The organism is Pseudomonas sp. F007 (assembly GCF_057814275.1).
In genome coordinates this window covers 513,783-530,557 of record NZ_JBVATA010000003.1, presented here as the reverse complement: position 1 = coordinate 530,557, position 16,775 = coordinate 513,783, and the positions used below count along the sequence as shown (strand labels likewise).

Below are 16,775 nucleotides of genomic sequence, written 5' to 3'. Positions count from 1 at the left end.
CATGGCAAGATTCGCCCCGCTTGATCTACAGTCCACCGCCCTGAAAAACAGTGCCCTGTAGAGCCATGGTCAATCGATTTTCCCGCTTCGACGTCGCCGAACTGCTCAACACGCCAGAGCAGATTGCCGCTTATCTTGTGGCCTGTTTTGAAGAGGACGCCGGCGACGGCGCCTTGATCCGCGCGGCACTCAACGACATCGCACGCGCCAAGGGCATGACGCAGATTGCCCGCGACACCGGCCTGGGTCGTGAAAGCCTGTACAAAGCGCTGGGCAGTAATGGCAATCCGGAATTTGCGACTATCATCAAGGTCATGAAGGCCCTGGGCCTCAAGCTTCACGCGACCGCCGTGTAAGGGTGCTGCGACACCACACCGCACGACGGTTTTTTACTTATCCCCCCCGATCAGGCTAAATACGCCGCCTGATGACCCCATAACCGGATGTGACCATGTCCCGACAACGGCTAGCAATTGCCTGGATCGCCTGCTTCGCAGTGCTGTTCAACATGCTCGCCATGCCGATGTCCGGAGCGATGGCCAAGGCCAGCAGTCAGTCACCGACCGAGCAATTGTTGTGGGGCAGTTTCTGCTCGTCCACGGGTACGCGGATGGTCGCGATTTCCCTCGGCAACCTCGAGCAGAAAGCACCGTCGAGCGAGCAGCACTCCAACATGCAGCACTGCTGGTGCTGCTCCGGCTCCGCACCGCTGGTGGCGTTGCCCGGCCATTCACCGCAGCTGTACTTTGCCCACTTCGAATCCAACCGAAGCCTGCCGGCACCGACCCTCGATTCACCGACGCCCCGCCAGCAATGGCCCAGCCTCAACCCCCGCGCCTCGCCCATCGCCTGATTCGATTCGCACCCACACTGCGTTTTAATCGTTCAGGAGAACTGCCATGTTGAAACCATCCCTGGTGAAGCAAGCCCTGCTGCTCGCCGCCCTGCTGCTGCCTGCCTGTTTTGCCAATGCCCACGAGTACAAACTCGGCGAACTCGAGATCGCCCACCCGTGGTCGCAAGAACTGCCGCCCAATGCCCCCACCGTGGCGGCGTATTTCGTCATTCACAACAACGGTAAAAGCGCCGATCAACTGGAAAGCGTCAGCTCGCCGATTGCCGGCCTGGCCCAGTTGCACGAACACGTGATGACCAAGGACCTGATGAAAATGCAGCAGGTCCAAAGCGTGCAAATCCCTGCCGAGGGCAGCGTTACCTTCGCCCCCATGGCCTACCACGTGATGCTCCTGGAGCTCAAAGATCGCAGCCTGCTGACGGATGGCAAGCGCTTCCCGCTGACACTACACTTCAAGCATTCAGGCGATGTGACCGTAGAGGTTGCGGTGCAAAAGCAACCGCCCGCCGGCAACGACGCCCACCCGCACGCTCAGTAACCACAGGCTGAACTGTCCGTGAACATGCGGCGCTCACCCGGCCACCGGCGCACCCCGCCACGCCAGACCTCGATGACGGTCGCGCGCGGTAGTTGGGTCAGCCTGTTCGCCATGCTGATGATCTTTATCGGTCCGCTGATTTCTCAGTCGATGCCGATGGATCAGCGCGCGCCGATGTCCATGAGCATGTCGATGGACATGCACGCGGACATGGACATGCCGTCCGATGCCCATGCCGGACACGACACCCAAGCCGCTGCCGAACACTGCCCGCCGCAAGCTGAACACCACGCCATCTGGGAAAAGTGCGGCTACTGCAGCCTGCTCTTCAATTGCCCCGCCCTGCCGGGCAGCCAGGCGCTGGCGCTCTTCGACACGCCGCTGGTCCACGCCTTCCTCAGCCTCTCGCCGCGCCAGGGCCATGCCCGGCAAACGGTATTCCCCGGCGCTCGCACCCGCGCCCCGCCCATCGTCACGTAGACACCCACACCACCACTGACACGGCCACCTGTTGCGCATCAACGCCACGGGCTGCGGGTCGTGTGTTTACGACTGACTGATGGAACCTTCAATGTCCAGGTTTTCTGCTGACTCACGGCTGAGCGACGCTCAGCTTTCCCTCAAGCCGGATGCTGCACGCATTCGCCTCAAACACGCCCTCGCGGTGTTCTGCGGCGTGCTGCTGGCGCCCATGGCCCATGCCGCCGAAACCGCGGCCGAACATGCCCAGCACAGTGAAGAGCTGAGCCCGACGGTGATCACCGGCATCGCCCCGAGCTCGCCACTGACCGTCGTCACCAACCCCAAGGACCCGCGCCAACCAGTGCCGGCCAGCGACGGCGGCGACTACCTGAAAACCATTCCCGGCTTTGCCCTGGTGCGCAATGGCGGCACCAATGGCGACCCAGTGCTGCGCGGCATGTTCGGATCGCGGCTGAACATCCTGACCAATGGCAGCATGCTGCTGGGCGCCTGCCCCGGGCGGATGGATGCACCGACCTCGTACATCTCGCCGGAAACCTACGACACCCTGACCGTGATCAAGGGCCCGCAAACCGTGCTCTGGGGCCCTGGCGCCTCGGCCGGCACCATCCTGTTCGACCGTGAACCGGAACAGTTCGGCGAACTCGGAAGCCGGATCAACGCCAGCGTGCTGGGCGGTTCCAGCGGGCGCTTCGACAAGGTCGTGGATGCCGCCGCCGGCGGTCCCCAGGGCTACGTGCGGGTGATCGGCAACACCGCACACGCCGACGACTACAAGGACGGCAACAACGACACCGTGCCGTCGCGCTACGACAAGTGGAACGGTGACGTGGCGCTGGGCTGGACACCGAACGCCGACACCCTGCTCGAATTGACCGCCGGCAAGGGCGACGGCGAAGCACGTTATGCCGGACGCGGCATGGACGGTTCGCAGTTCAAGCGCGAAAGCCTGGGCCTGCGTTTCAAGCAGTCGAACATCAGCGACGTGCTCGAGCAAATCGAGGCGCAGGTCTACTACAACTACGCCGACCACGTGATGGACAATTACAGCCTGCGCACACCGTCCGGCACCGGGATGATGGCCGGTCCCATGGCCTCCAACGTCGACCGCCGCACCCTCGGCGCCCGCATCAAGGCCACCTGGCGCTGGGCCGACCTGCAATTGATCAGCGGGCTCGATGCGCAGACCAACGAACATCGCCAGCGCAGCGCCATGGGCATCGACACCTACAAGGACCTGCCCTACACCAAGGACGCCGACTTCCATAACTACGGGGTATTCGGCGAACTGACCTGGTACGCCGCCGAGCGTGATCGACTGATCAGCGGCGCGCGCCTGGACCGCGCCTCGGCCAAGGATTTCCGCCAACGCATCGGCTCCGGGATGATGAGCATGCCCAACCCGACCGCCGACGACACCCGCGCCGACACGCTGCCCAGCGGTTTCATCCGCTACGAGCACGATCTGGCAGACAGCCCGACCACGCTCTACGCCGGTCTCGGCCATGCCGAGCGCTTCCCGGATTACTGGGAGCTGTTCTCGCCGAACTCCGGGCCGGTGGGCTCGTTGAATGCGTTCGACTCGATCAAGCCAGAGAAAACCACGCAACTGGATATCGGCCTGCAATACAAGAGCCGCGACCTCGAAGCCTGGGTCTCGGCCTACGCCGGCACGGTGCACGACTACATCCTGTTCGACTACACCCCGACCGCCATGGGCACCCGCTCGCGCGCCGAAAACATCAATGCGCGAATCATGGGCGGTGAGCTCGGCGCGGCCTACAACCTGACGTCCAACTGGAAAGCCGACGCCACCCTGGCCTACGCCTGGGGCAAGGACACCACCCACGACACCGCACTGCCACAGATGCCGCCGCTGGACGCGCGCTTCGGCCTGACCTACAGCCAGGACACCTGGAGTGCCGGCGCCTTGTGGCGGGTAGTCGCGGCGCAAAACCGTATCGATCAGAACAAGGGCAACGTGGTGGGCAAGGACTACGACAAGAGTCCGGGCTTCGCGGTGTTCTCCCTCAATGGCGCTTACCGCATCGACCCGCATTGGAAGGTCAGCAGCGGTATCGACAATCTGTTCGGCAAGGACTACGCCGAACATCTGAACCTGGCCGGGAATGCCGGGTTCGGCTACCCGGCCAGCGATCCACAAGCGATCAATGAACCAGGGCGCACCTTCTGGACCAAGGTGGATATGAGCTTCTAAAGGCTTCGCCGGCACCTGCGGACATTGCCGTTCGCAGGCGCCGGGTAACTCGCGAACCGACACAACAACATAAAAGATGCATAGCCGAGCGGAGTGCTAATGATGAGCCAACCTAAAGTGTCCTTCTACAACCTGGCCTGGCGCTGGCATTTTTATGCCGGGCTGTTCGTTGCCCCTTTCATGGTGATGCTGGCGTTGACCGGCACCCTCTATCTGTTCAAGCCGCAACTCGATCCACTGATGTACGGCAACCTGATGAATGTACCGGCCGGCCATCACAGCCTCAGCGCCGACGACCTGCTCAGCCGGGTGCAAGCGGCTTACCCGAAAGGTCAGGTCACCCAGTACCTGCCTGCCGTCGACGCCGAGCGCAGCGCGCAATTCGTGGTCAAGACCGCCGACAGCGAACTCAACGTGTTCGTCGATCCGTACCGAGGCGAAATCCTTGGCGATCAGGATGCCAAGTACAACCTGCAAGCCATCGCTCGGGCGATTCATGGCGAGCTGATGATTGGCACCGTCGGTGACCGGCTGGTGGAGATGGCCGCTGGCTGGGGCGTGGTGCTGGTGGTTTCCGGCGTCTACCTCTGGTGGCCACGAGGCAAGGGCGGCGCGGGCATTCTGTGGCCGCGCCTGAGCAGTCGTGGCCGAGTGTTGTGGCGTGACCTGCATGCCGTCACCGGGTTCTGGGGCGCTGCGCTGTTGCTGGTGATGCTGCTCAGCGGCATGACCTGGACCGGCTTCTGGGGCAAGACCTATTCCGAGGTCTGGAACAAATTCCCCGCCGCGATGTGGGACAACGTGCCGACCTCCGATGAGCAAGCCCGCGACCTCAATACCGCCGCTCGCCAGACCGTGCCCTGGGCGGTGGAAAACACGCCGATGCCGATGTCCGGCGATCATGCCGAGCACATGGCCCACAACAGCGCCAGCAGCGCACCGGCGGCCCCCACCGTCAGCCTGCAGGACGTGCAGGAGATTGCCGTGCAGCGCCAGGTCGAGCCGGGTTACAGCATCACCTTCCCGACCACAGCCAGCGGCGTATTCACCATCGCCGTGTTCGCCGACGATCCGCGCAACGACGCCACCCTGCACATCGACCAATACAGCGGCAAGGTGCTCGCCGACGTGCGCTGGGAACATTACGGCCCGGTGGCCCGTGCCACGGAAATGGGCGTGATGCTGCATGAAGGCAAGATGTTCGGCCTGGCCAATCAACTCATTGTGTTGCTGATTTGCCTGATGATCCTGCTCAGCGCCGTCAGTGGCGTGGTGATCTGGTGGAAGCGCCGCCCGCAAGGCAAGGTCGGCGTACCGCCGCTGCGGCATGACCTGCCCACCTGGAAAACCGGCGTGTTCATCATGCTCGCACTGGCCGTGGCCTTCCCGCTGGTGGGGGCTTCGCTGGTGGTGGTATGGGTGTTGGATCGACTGCTACAGGCACGGGTCAACCGCCGTATCGCGTCGGTTTCCTCATCGACCTGAGTCAGCGAAAAGCTCTGCAATGGCCGGTGCCTGGAAAAGCCCGGCCATGCAACTTGTCAGCATGTATTGCGCTGAAAAATCCTGTCGCGAGTTTGCTCTGCGCGCCTCTGAAGTCCAACTCCATACTCTGCGAGCCATGTACTCGACGTTAATTAATCTAACGCTGAGGACATGGCAACTTCCGACTTATTGACTCCCATCTTTCCTACAGAAATATAAAGAGGTCAACTTGATAAAGAAGATCGCAGCCGCGCTCGCGTTTGTTTCGCTACCCGCCCTCGCCGCCCAACCGCCGTTCACCGGCACGGACTATTCGGGCCAGTATCAATGCACGGGTATGGACAGTCATATCGGCCCGTTCGAAGGTCGCGTCGATATGCAGCTCGATCCTGCACAAAGCACGGGCGAACATGGCGCCTATAAATTCACCCTGACCCTGACCGACAACTCGCTCTACAACGGCTTCGCCGTGGGCAAGGACAATGCCCTGGCGATGTACTTCGCTCACACCGACCCCGCGCTGAAAGACTACGGCGTGGGCATTGCCACGATCGAAACCGCAGCCGACGGCAAGGTTTCCTTCAGCAAGTTCTATTACGGCCCGGAGTATGAAGGCGGCGGCCATGGCATGGAGACCTGCATCAAACAATAATCCTGCCGGCCACGATCAAGGCGCTGGCGACTTTGATCGTGGTCCTCTGCGTGCGCCACAACCGCCAAGCACCAATGCCGCGCACACCCGCGCACTCGGCCCCGCGAAAGCCCCATCTCGGTGCGCCGCGCGCCCTCCCTCTCGCTTCAAAGCGACATTTCCCGGCCTTTTCGCGACCGGGCACAACCCTTGCTAAAGCCCCTTCAGTAGTCCGCATCTGCCAACCCAGAAAAATTCAAAATGTTCATGGAGATCGCACAATGAAGCGTCGCAGCTTGCTCAAGGCTTTCACACTATCGGCATCGATTGCCGCGATGGGCATGACCTGGACTGTCCAGGCCGCCGAGACCATCAAGGTTGGCATCCTGCACTCGTTGTCCGGGACCATGGCGATCTCCGAAACCTCGCTCAAGGACATGGCCTTGATGACCATCGACGAGATCAATGCCAAGGGTGGGGTCAACGGCAAGATGCTCGAACCGGTGGTGGTCGACCCGGCCTCCAACTGGCCGCTGTTCGCCGAAAAGGGCCGGCAGTTGCTGACGCAGGACAAGGTCGCCGTGGTCTTCGGTTGCTGGACCTCGGTGTCGCGTAAATCGGTGTTGCCGGTGTTCGAAGAACTCAACGGCCTGCTGTTCTACCCGGTGCAGTACGAAGGCGAAGAGATGTCGCCGAACGTGTTCTACACCGGTGCCGCGCCGAACCAGCAAGCAATTCCGGCGGTGGAATACCTGATGAGCGAGGAAGGCGGCAGTGCCAAACGCTACTTCCTGCTGGGCACCGACTACGTCTACCCGCGCACCACCAACAAAATCCTGCGCGCCTTCCTGCACAGCAAAGGGGTCGCCGACAAAGACATCGAAGAGGTCTACACCCCGTTCGGTCACAGCGATTACCAGACCATCGTTGCCAGCATCAAGAAGTTCTCGGCCGGCGGCAAAACCGCGGTCATTTCCACGGTCAATGGCGACTCCAACGTGCCGTTCTATAAAGAGCTGGCCAACCAGGGCCTGAAGGCCACCGACGTGCCGGTGGTGGCGTTCTCGGTGGGCGAAGAAGAACTGCGCGGCATCGACACCAAGCCGCTGGTGGGCAACCTCGCGGCGTGGAACTACTTCGAATCGGTGGATAACCCGGTGAACCAGAAGTTCGTCGCCGACTGGAAAGCCTACGCCAAGAAACACAACTTGCCGGGCGCCGATAAAGCGGTGACCAACGACCCGATGGAAGCGACCTATGTTGGCATCCACATGTGGGCGCAGGCTGCAGAGAAAGCCAAGTCCACCGATGTCGACAAGGTTCGCGAAGCCCTCGCCGGCCAGACCTTCGCCGCCCCGTCGGGCTACACCCTGACCATGGACAAGACCAACCACCACCTGCACAAACCGGTGATGATCGGCGAGATCCAGGCCGATGGGCAGTTCAACGTGGTCTGGCAGACCGAAGGCCCGGTACGCGCCGAGCCGTGGAGCCCGTTCATCGCTGGCAACGACAAGAAGCCGGATTATGCGGTGAAGAGTAACTGAAGCCACTGGGTGTCGGCCCCTCAGGCCGACATACCACCCTGTAGGAGCGAGCCTGCTCGCGATGAGGGCCTGGCAGGCGACTTGATGGTGAATGTCAGGTCCCTTTCGCCGGCAAGCCGGCTCCTACAAGGTCCGCGCATGACCAGGACATTTGAGATGCCCACTGCCCTCTACCGCTTCATCCTCGCCATCGCACTATGGTTGCCGATGGCCGCCCACGCCGGCGACGCCGAAGACTTCGCCGCCGCCAATCCCGTGCAGCAAGCCAAGCTGCTTGAAGCCTGGGCCGCACAGCCCGACCCGGCGCGCATCGAACTGCTCGAAGGCCTGCAACGCGGCGAGCTGAACATCGACGGCCAGCCGAAAACCCTGCGCCTGAACAATCGCCTGCGGGGTCTGATCGACACCGCCCTGGCCAGTCATCAACTGCTCGCGGCGGACGCGCACCGGCGTCTGGGCGCTGCGCAGCAACTGCAGAAAAGCGCCAAGCCGGCGCAGCTGAAATTCCTCGATCAACGCCTTGCCGCCGAACAGGACGAAGGCGTTCACGCCGCCCTCAGCCTGGCGCTGGCCAACCTGCAACTGGTCAACACTGACCCCGCGGTGCGCCTGGCTGCCGTGCGCCTGCTCGGTGAAACCGGCGACCCACTGGCCCGCACGCGCCTCGAAGGTCTGCTGGAGCCGGGTGTGGAAAGCGATGCCGGGGTGCTCACCGCCGCGCAGACCAGCCTCGGCCAGGTCAAGCGCAAGCTGCTGGTCGGCGAGTTGCTCGGCCAGGCCTTCAGCGGCATGTCCCTGGGTTCGATCCTGCTGCTGGCGGCCCTCGGCCTGGCAATCACCTTCGGCTTGCTGGGGGTGATCAACATGGCCCACGGCGAGATGCTGATGCTCGGTGCCTACTCCACCTACGTGGTGCAGTTGTTGCTGCAACGCTTCGCCCCCAACGCCATCGAGTTCTATCCCCTGCTCGCTCTGCCAGTGGCCTTCTGCGTGACGGCCGGGATCGGCATGGCCCTGGAACGCACGGTGATTCGCCATCTCTACGGCCGACCATTGGAAACCCTGCTCGCCACCTGGGGCATCAGCCTGATGCTGATCCAGCTGGTGCGCCTGCTGTTCGGCGCGCAGAACGTCGAGGTGGCCAACCCGGCCTGGCTGTCGGGTGGAGTGCAGGTGCTGCCCAACCTGGTGTTGCCGTACAACCGCATCGTGATTATCGGCTTTGCCCTGTTCGTGGTGGTGCTGACCTGGTTGCTGCTGAACAAGACCCGTCTCGGCCTGAACGTGCGGGCGGTGACGCAGAACCGCAACATGGCCGCTTGCTGCGGCGTGCCCACCGGACGCGTGGACATGCTCGCCTTCGGCCTCGGTTCGGGGATCGCCGGCCTCGGTGGCGTGGCGCTGAGCCAGATCGGCAACGTCGGCCCGGACCTCGGCCAGAGCTACATCATCGATTCGTTCCTGGTGGTGGTGCTCGGTGGCGTCGGTCAACTGGCCGGTAGCGTGTTCGCCGCCTTTGGCCTGGGGATCGCCAACAAAATCCTCGAGCCGCAGATCGGTGCGGTGCTGGGCAAGATCCTGATCCTGGCGCTGATCATTCTGTTCATCCAGAAACGCCCGCAAGGCCTCTTCGCACTCAAAGGACGGGTAATCGACTGATGAACCAGCCCCTGCTCATTACCGCCACGCAAAAAGCCGGACCGCGGCTGACGATTGCCGTGGGCATCGTGGTGCTCGCCCTGCTGCTGAGCCTGCCGCTGCTGTCGCTGTTGCCGGCCGACAACGCGCTGCATATCTCGGCCTACACCCTGACCCTGGTCGGCAAGATTCTCTGCTACGCGATTGTCGCCCTGGCCCTCGACCTGGTCTGGGGCTATGCCGGTCTGCTGTCCCTCGGCCACGGCCTGTTCTTCGCCCTCGGCGGCTACGCCATGGGCATGTACCTGATGCGCCAGGCCGCCGGCGATGGCTTGCCGGCGTTCATGACCTTCCTGTCCTGGACCGAGCTGCCCTGGTACTGGACCGGCACCAGCAGCTTTCTCTGGGCCCTGTGCCTGGTGGTGTTGGCGCCGGGGCTGCTGGCCCTGGTGTTCGGCTTCTTCGCCTTCCGCTCGCGGATCAAGGGCGTGTATTTCTCGATCATGACCCAGGCCCTGACCTTCGCCGGCATGCTCCTGTTCTTCCGCAACGAGACCGGGTTTGGCGGCAACAACGGCTTCACCAACTTCCGCAGCATCCTCGGTTTCGGCATCACCGAACCCGGCACCCGCGCCGTGCTGTTTCTCGCCACGGTGCTGTTGCTGGTGGGCAGCCTGTTCATCGGTTGGCGCCTGGCCCGCAGCAAGTTCGGCCGGGTGCTCACCGCGCTGCGCGATGCGGAAAACCGCCTGATGTTCTGCGGCTATGACCCTCGCGGCTTCAAGCTGTTCGTCTGGGTGCTGAGCGCGGTGTTGTGTGGCCTGGCCGGGGCGCTGTATGTGCCGCAGGTGGGCATCATCAACCCCAGTGAAATGTCGCCGACCAACTCCATCGAAGCGGCGGTGTGGGTCGCCCTGGGCGGTCGCGGCACGCTGATCGGCCCGCTGCTGGGCGCCGGCGTGGTGAACGGCATGAAGAGCTGGTTCACCGTGGCCTTCCCCGAATACTGGCTGTTCTTCCTTGGCGCCCTGTTCATCGTGGTGACCCTGTACCTGCCCAAAGGCGTGATTGGCCTGATGAAAAAAAGAGGTGAGCAATGAGAGTCACCGCGACCGCCGAGTTCATGCTCGAACCGATCCTCGAACCGAACAAGGATGCCGGCAGCAGCCGCGATGCCATCGGCCTCGGCCAACGCGCCGAAAAGGGCTTGAACACCCGCCACGGCACCATTCTCACGCTGGAGGACATCAGCGTCAGCTTCGATGGTTTCAAGGCTCTGAACAGTCTCAACCTGTACATCGGCGTCGGTGAGTTGCGCTGCATCATCGGCCCCAACGGCGCAGGCAAGACCACCTTGATGGATGTGATCACCGGCAAGACCCGGCCCACTCACGGCAAGGCCTGGTTCGGTGAAACCCTGGACCTGACCCAGATGAGTGAAGTGCAAATCGCGCAGGCCGGGATAGGTCGCAAGTTCCAGAAGCCGACGGTGTTCGAAGCCCTGAGCGTGTTCGAGAATCTCGAGTTGGCGCAAAAGACCGACAAGTCGGTGTGGGCCAGCCTGCGGGCGCGGCTCAGTGGCGAACAGAAAGATCGCATCGACGAAGTGCTCGACACCATCCGCCTGACGGCGTCGGCTCAGCGCCAGGCAGGCCTGTTGTCCCACGGCCAGAAGCAGTTCCTGGAAATCGGCATGCTGCTGATGCAAGACCCGCAACTGCTGCTGCTCGACGAACCGGTGGCCGGCATGACCGACGCCGAGACCGAGTTCACCGCCGAACTGTTCAAACGCCTGGCCGGCAAGCATTCGCTGATGGTTGTGGAGCACGACATGGGCTTCGTCGGCTCGATTGCCGACCACGTCACCGTGTTGCACCAGGGCAGCGTGCTGGCCGAGGGCTCGCTGGCGCAGGTGCAGGATGATGAGCGGGTGATTGAGGTTTATTTGGGTCGGTAGCCCTGCATACATAAAACCTGTAGGAGCTGGCTTGCCAGCGATGAGGCCGGCACATCTGACATCTTTATCGAATGACACACCGCCATCGCTGGCAAGCCAGCTCCCACAAGGGACTTGAGGAGAGTTTTGAGAATGCTGCAAATCGAAAAACTGCACCAATACTACGGCGGTAGCCACATCCTGCGCGGCCTGAGCTTTGAGGTGAAGGTCGGCGAAGTCACCTGCCTGCTCGGGCGTAATGGCGTGGGCAAGACCACCCTGCTCAAATGCCTGATGGGCCTGTTGCCGGCCAAAGAAGGCGCGGTGAACTGGGAGGGCAAGGCCATCACCGGTTTCAAGCCGCACCAGCGCGTGCAGGCGGGGATTGCCTATGTGCCCCAGGGCCGGGAAATCTTTCCGCGGCTGACGGTGGAGGAAAACCTGCTGATGGGCCTTTCGCGTTTTCCCGGCAGCGAAGCCAAGGAAGTACCAGCGTTCATCTACGAGCTGTTCCCGGTGTTGCTGCAAATGAAGCAGCGACGCGGTGGCGACCTGTCCGGCGGGCAACAGCAACAGTTGGCGATCGGCCGCGCCCTGGCCAGCCGTCCGCGCCTGTTGATCCTCGACGAGCCCACCGAAGGCATTCAACCTTCAGTGATCAAGGAGATCGGCTCGGTGATCAAACAACTGGCGGCGCGCGGCGACATGGCGATCCTGCTGGTGGAGCAGTTCTACGACTTTGCCGCCGAACTGGCCGACCAGTACCTGGTGATGTCGCGCGGGGAAATCGTCCAGCAAGGTCGTGGCGAAAACATGGAGGCCGAAGGTGTACGCGGCCTGGTAACGATCTAGTCTGTAGCGTCCTGACGATAACTGGAAAATATGACTGCCCCTGCCCCTCATGCTCTATTCACGCCCAGCTGGCACGCCGAACTGCAACTCGGCTACGCCCGCTTCGGTGACAGCACCCGGCCAACTCTGCGCCGCCACAGCGGTCCGCTGCGGGTGCAAAAACACCTGTACGCCGAGGGTCCGCAGGCCTGCCAGCACATCATCGTCCACCCGCCAGGCGGGATTGCCGGTGGCGACCGGCTGGACATCAGCGCCAACGTCGAGCGCGACGCCTGGGCGCAACTGACCAGCCCCGGCGCCGCCAAGTGGTATCGCGCCAACAGTCCCGCCTATCAGCAACTCGAGGTGACGGTGGCGGCCGGTGCCACACTGGAATGGCTACCCCAGGAAACCATCGTCTTCAGCGCAGCCCAGGCGGAACTGAGCACGTCGATCGACCTGCAGGGCGACGCCCGGTTGTTCTATTGGGACGTGATCGCCCTCGGCCGGCCTGCCAGTGGCGAGCGCTTCGAGCATGGGCACTTTCAGTCGCAATTGAACATCCGTCGCGACGGCCAGTTGCTCTGGCACGAGCGCCAGCGCATTGTCGGCAACGACGGTTTGCTCGACTCGCCAATCGGCCTGGACGGTCAGCCGGTGTTTGCCACCTTGCTGGTCACCGGCGAAATCGACAGCGAACTGCTGGAACGCTGCCGCTCGCTGGACCATCCAGTACGCGGCGACCTGACCCAGTTGCCCGGCCTGCTGGTCGCACGCTGCCTGGCCAGTGAAGCATTGCTGGCGCGCGCCTGGTTAATTGCCTTGTGGCGGCTGCTGCGCCCGGCGTTGCTCGGCCGCGAAGCACTCGCGCCGCGCATCTGGAACACCTGAATATGCCCCTTTATCTGCCGACCATGGATTCTCAACGATGGACCTGACCCCACGCGAAAAAGACAAGCTGTTGATCTTCACCGCCGGCCTGGTAGCCGAGCGCAGGCTGGCCCGCGGCGTGAAACTGAACTACCCGGAAGCCATGGCCTACATCTCCGCCGCACTGCTTGAAGGTGCGCGCGACGGCCAGACCGTGGCCGAGTTGATGCACTTTGGTACGACCCTGCTGAGCCGTGAACAGGTGATGGAAGGCATCCCGGAAATGATCCCCGAAATCCAGGTCGAAGCCACTTTCCCCGACGGCACCAAGCTGGTCACCGTCCATCAACCCATCGCCTGAGATCCGCCCATGACTTATGCCATCCGCGATGCCCTGCACGCCGACCTGCCAGCGATTCGCGACATCTACAACGACGCGGTGCTCAATACGACGGCGATCTGGAACGAGCAGGCGGTCGACCTTGGTAATCGCCAGGCCTGGTTCAGTGCCCGTCAGGCCCAGGGCTATCCGATCCTGGTGATCGTCGACACCGCCGAGCGCGTGCTGGGCTACGCCTCCTTCGGCGACTGGCGGCCGTTCGACGGCTTCCGCCACACCGTCGAACACTCGGTCTATGTGCGCAGCGACCAACGCGGCAACGGCCTCGGCCCACGACTGATGGAAGTACTGATAGAACGCGCTCGGGACTGCGGCAAGCACGTGATGGTCGCGGCCATCGAAAGCGGTAACGCCGCGTCCATCCGCCTGCATGAGCGCATCGGTTTCATCACCACCGGGCAGATGCCGCAAGTGGGCACCAAGTTCGGCCGCTGGCTGGACCTGACCTTCATGCAACTGACCCTCAACCCAGGCTCGGAGCCTCCCCTCGTCAACAAGGAGTAAGCCACGATGAACGCTGCCCAACTACGCCGGGTCAACGCCGAGAGCTTTGCCCACTATCGCCGGGGTCTTATCAACCTGCTGCTCGATGCGGTGGAGCACGGCGCGTCGATTGGTTTCCTCGCCGATGTCGATGAGACCCAGGCGCACGCCTACATCAATAGCGTGCAGGCCGATCTTGAGCACGGCAGCCTGTTGCTGTGGGTGGTGGTCGACGACGAGGAAAAAGTCCTCGCCAGCGTGCAACTGGGGCTGTGCCAGAAAGCCAACGGGCGCAATCGCGCCGAAGTGCAGAAGCTCCTGGTGTTGCACCAGGCGCGTCGGCGCGGCCTCGGGCAGCAACTGATGAGCGCCCTGGAGCTCGCCGCCCGCCAGCATCAGCGTGGCTTGCTGTACCTGGACACCGAAGCCGGTTCGGCCGCAGAAGCTTTCTATCAGGCGCTGGGCTACACCCGTGTCGGCGAGTTGCCGAACTATTGCCAAAGTCCGGCCGGCCATTACGCGCCGACCGCCATCTACTTCAAGACCCTGGGACAACCTGCATGATTCCTGGCGAATACCGGATCCAGCCCGGCGAGATCGAACTCAACGCCGGCCGCCGCACCCTGAGCCTGACCGTGGCCAACCGTGGCGACCGGCCGATCCAGGTCGGCTCGCACTATCACTTTTTCGAGACCAACGACGCGCTGATGTTCGACCGCGCCGCCAGCCGCGGCATGCGCCTGAACATCCCCGCCGGCACCGCCGTGCGCTTCGAGCCGGGGCAAAGCCGGGAGGTCGAGCTGGTTGATCTCGCAGGTCACCGCCGCGTGTTCGGCTTTGCCGGACGAATCATGGGCGACCTCTAAACAACGCCTGCCCCCCCTGTGGGAAACGGCTCGCCCCTGTAGGAGCGGGCTTGCCCGCGAAAGCGAGCTCCGCGAGCGATCTAAAACCCAATTGAATCCCAAGGCATGCGCATGAAAATCTCAAGACAAGCCTACGCCGACATGTTCGGCCCCACCGTCGGTGACAAGGTCCGCCTGGCCGATACCGAGCTGTGGATCGAGGTCGAGAAGGACTTCACCACCTACGGCGAAGAAGTGAAATTCGGTGGCGGCAAGGTCATCCGCGACGGACAGGGCCAAAGCCAGCTGCTCGCCGCAGAGGTGGTCGACACCCTGATCACCAACGCGCTGATCATCGACCACTGGGGCATCGTCAAGGCCGATGTCGGCCTCAAGGACGGGCGCATCGCGGCCATCGGCAAGGCCGGCAATCCGGATATCCAGCCCAACGTGAACATCGCGATTGGCGCCAGCACCGAAGTGATTGCCGGCGAAGGCATGATCCTCACCGCCGGCGGCATCGACACCCACATCCACTTCATCTGCCCGCAGCAAATCGAAGAGGCGTTGATGAGCGGCGTCACCACCATGATCGGCGGCGGCACCGGCCCGGCCACCGGCACCAACGCCACCACCTGCACCTCGGGCCCCTGGCACCTGGCGCGCATGCTCCAGGCCGCCGATGCCTTCGCGATGAACATCGGCCTCACCGGCAAGGGCAACGCCAGCCTGCCGGAGCCGTTGATCGAGCAGGTCCGGGCCGGCGCCATCGGCCTCAAGCTGCACGAGGACTGGGGCACCACCCCGGCGAGCATCGACAACTGCCTGAGCGTGGCCGACCAGTTCGACGTGCAGGTGGCGATCCACACCGACACCCTCAACGAGTCGGGCTTCGTCGAAACCACCCTCGCCGCCTTCAAGGGCCGGACCATTCACACCTACCACACCGAAGGCGCCGGTGGCGGGCATGCGCCAGATATCATCAAGGCCTGTGGGTTTGCCAACGTGCTGCCCAGCTCGACCAACCCGACCCGGCCGTTTACCCGCAACACCATCGACGAACACCTCGACATGCTGATGGTCTGCCACCACCTGGACCCAAGCATTGCCGAAGACGTGGCCTTCGCCGAAAGCCGCATCCGTCGCGAAACCATCGCCGCCGAAGACATCCTCCACGACCTCGGTGCCTTCTCGATGATCAGCTCCGACAGCCAGGCCATGGGCCGGGTCGGCGAAGTCATCACCCGCACCTGGCAAACCGCCGACAAGATGAAAAAGCAGCGCGGCCCGTTGCCCGGCGATGGCGCGGACAACGACAACTTCCGCGCCAAACGCTACATCGCCAAATACACCATCAACCCGGCGATCACTCACGGCATCAGCCATGAAGTGGGCTCGATCGAAGTGGGCAAATGGGCCGACCTGGTGCTCTGGCGCCCGGCGTTCTTTGGGGTCAAACCGACACTGATCATCAAGGGCGGGGCCATTGCGGCGAGCTTGATGGGCGACGCCAACGCCTCGATCCCGACCCCACAACCGGTGCACTACCGACCGATGTTCGCCAGCTTCGGCGGTTCGCTGCACGCCACCAGCCTGACCTTCATCAGCCAGGCCGCCCACGACGCCGGACTACCGGAGCAGTTGGGGTTGAAGAAGACCATCGCCGTGGTCAAGGGCTGCCGCGACGTGCAGAAAACCGACCTGATCCACAACGACTACCTGCCGGACATCGAGGTGGATCCGCAGACTTATCAGGTCAAGGCCGACGGTGAATTGTTGTGGTGCGAACCGGCGGATGTGCTGCCGATGGCGCAGCGTTATTTCCTGTTCTAGCCCCACGTAAAAACCCCGAATACAGATTGCGGCGCAGTTCAAGATTTTGTAGGAGCGAGCTTGCTCGCGAAAAACGTTAACGATTACGCGGACATCCTGGATGAACGCGGCGCGTCGTCCGGCTGCTCCTACAAAAACCATAACTGCACAGCATTGGCATTCGGGGCTCGAGCTGGTTACT

Annotated in this window: 18 protein-coding genes; all 18 read left to right on the top strand. The window is 63.0% G+C overall.

The features are described 5' to 3' along the window. Positions 1-65: 65 nt before the first annotated feature. The 18 genes from ACZYR5_RS09820 to ureC all read left to right on the top strand — a co-directional run bounded on the left by ACZYR5_RS09820 (position 66) and on the right by ureC (position 16,594). Complete coding sequence (locus ACZYR5_RS09820; protein ID WP_489089440.1) at positions 66-356, top strand: addiction module antidote protein; 291 nt, start codon at positions 66-68, stop codon at positions 354-356. A 95-nt stretch (positions 357-451) separates the two neighbouring features. Continuing rightward, positions 452-853 carry a DUF2946 domain-containing protein gene (locus ACZYR5_RS09815; RefSeq protein WP_489089439.1) on the top strand — a complete coding sequence of 134 codons (402 nt, stop codon included), beginning with the start codon at positions 452-454 and terminating at the stop codon, positions 851-853. Positions 854-899: 46 nt separating this feature from the next. Continuing rightward, a complete protein-coding gene (locus ACZYR5_RS09810) occupies positions 900-1,394 on the top strand; it encodes a copper chaperone PCu(A)C (protein WP_489089438.1) in 495 nt (164 codons plus the stop codon). A gap of 24 nt (positions 1,395-1,418) precedes the next feature. Beyond that, a complete protein-coding gene (locus tag ACZYR5_RS09805) occupies positions 1,419-1,874 on the top strand; it encodes a DUF2946 domain-containing protein (RefSeq protein ID WP_489089437.1) in 456 nt (151 codons plus the stop codon). A gap of 91 nt (positions 1,875-1,965) precedes the next feature. After that, the gene (locus tag ACZYR5_RS09800) at positions 1,966-4,095 is read left to right on the top strand and encodes a TonB-dependent copper receptor (RefSeq protein WP_489089436.1); all 2,130 of its coding nucleotides are present in this window, start codon (positions 1,966-1,968) and stop codon (positions 4,093-4,095) included. 102 nt (positions 4,096-4,197) lie between these two features. After that, positions 4,198-5,580, top strand: a complete 1,383-nt coding sequence (locus ACZYR5_RS09795) for a PepSY-associated TM helix domain-containing protein (RefSeq protein WP_489089435.1) — start codon at positions 4,198-4,200, stop codon at positions 5,578-5,580. Positions 5,581-5,809: 229 nt separating this feature from the next. Then, a complete protein-coding gene (locus ACZYR5_RS09790) occupies positions 5,810-6,232 on the top strand; it encodes a hypothetical protein (protein WP_489089434.1) in 423 nt (140 codons plus the stop codon). 260 nt (positions 6,233-6,492) lie between these two features. Continuing rightward, positions 6,493-7,758, top strand: coding sequence for an urea ABC transporter substrate-binding protein (urtA, locus tag ACZYR5_RS09785; protein ID WP_027617592.1), 1,266 nt, complete (start codon positions 6,493-6,495; stop codon positions 7,756-7,758). A 156-nt stretch (positions 7,759-7,914) separates the two neighbouring features. Next, positions 7,915-9,417, top strand: coding sequence for an urea ABC transporter permease subunit UrtB (gene urtB, locus ACZYR5_RS09780; protein ID WP_489089433.1), 1,503 nt, complete (start codon positions 7,915-7,917; stop codon positions 9,415-9,417). After that, on the top strand, positions 9,417-10,496 hold the full coding sequence (gene urtC, locus ACZYR5_RS09775; RefSeq protein WP_489089432.1) for an urea ABC transporter permease subunit UrtC: 1,080 nt from the start codon (positions 9,417-9,419) through the stop codon (positions 10,494-10,496). Before urtB ends, urtC begins: the two co-directional genes overlap by 1 nt. Then, positions 10,493-11,353, top strand: a complete 861-nt coding sequence (gene urtD, locus ACZYR5_RS09770; protein ID WP_489089431.1) for an urea ABC transporter ATP-binding protein UrtD — start codon at positions 10,493-10,495, stop codon at positions 11,351-11,353. The genes urtC and urtD overlap by 4 nt, the downstream gene beginning before the upstream one ends. Before the next feature lie 132 nt (positions 11,354-11,485). Then, on the top strand, positions 11,486-12,184 hold the full coding sequence (urtE, locus tag ACZYR5_RS09765; RefSeq protein WP_489089430.1) for an urea ABC transporter ATP-binding subunit UrtE: 699 nt from the start codon (positions 11,486-11,488) through the stop codon (positions 12,182-12,184). Positions 12,185-12,214: 30 nt separating this feature from the next. After that, positions 12,215-13,054, top strand: a complete 840-nt coding sequence (locus ACZYR5_RS09760) for an urease accessory protein UreD (RefSeq protein ID WP_489089429.1) — start codon at positions 12,215-12,217, stop codon at positions 13,052-13,054. A gap of 37 nt (positions 13,055-13,091) precedes the next feature. Then, positions 13,092-13,394 (top strand): urease subunit gamma, encoded by a 303-nt coding sequence (gene ureA, locus ACZYR5_RS09755; protein WP_007907366.1) that lies wholly within the window; start codon positions 13,092-13,094, stop codon positions 13,392-13,394. A gap of 9 nt (positions 13,395-13,403) precedes the next feature. Next, complete coding sequence (locus ACZYR5_RS09750; protein WP_489089428.1) at positions 13,404-13,937, top strand: GNAT family N-acetyltransferase; 534 nt, start codon at positions 13,404-13,406, stop codon at positions 13,935-13,937. A 6-nt stretch (positions 13,938-13,943) separates the two neighbouring features. Beyond that, the gene (locus ACZYR5_RS09745) at positions 13,944-14,480 is read left to right on the top strand and encodes a GNAT family N-acetyltransferase (protein WP_489089427.1); all 537 of its coding nucleotides are present in this window, start codon (positions 13,944-13,946) and stop codon (positions 14,478-14,480) included. Beyond that, positions 14,477-14,782, top strand: a complete 306-nt coding sequence (locus ACZYR5_RS09740) for an urease subunit beta (protein ID WP_489089426.1) — start codon at positions 14,477-14,479, stop codon at positions 14,780-14,782. The genes ACZYR5_RS09745 and ACZYR5_RS09740 overlap by 4 nt, the downstream gene beginning before the upstream one ends. Before the next feature lie 111 nt (positions 14,783-14,893). After that, positions 14,894-16,594, top strand: coding sequence for an urease subunit alpha (gene ureC, locus ACZYR5_RS09735; RefSeq protein ID WP_489089425.1), 1,701 nt, complete (start codon positions 14,894-14,896; stop codon positions 16,592-16,594). The last annotated feature ends 181 nt before the right edge of the window (positions 16,595-16,775 follow it).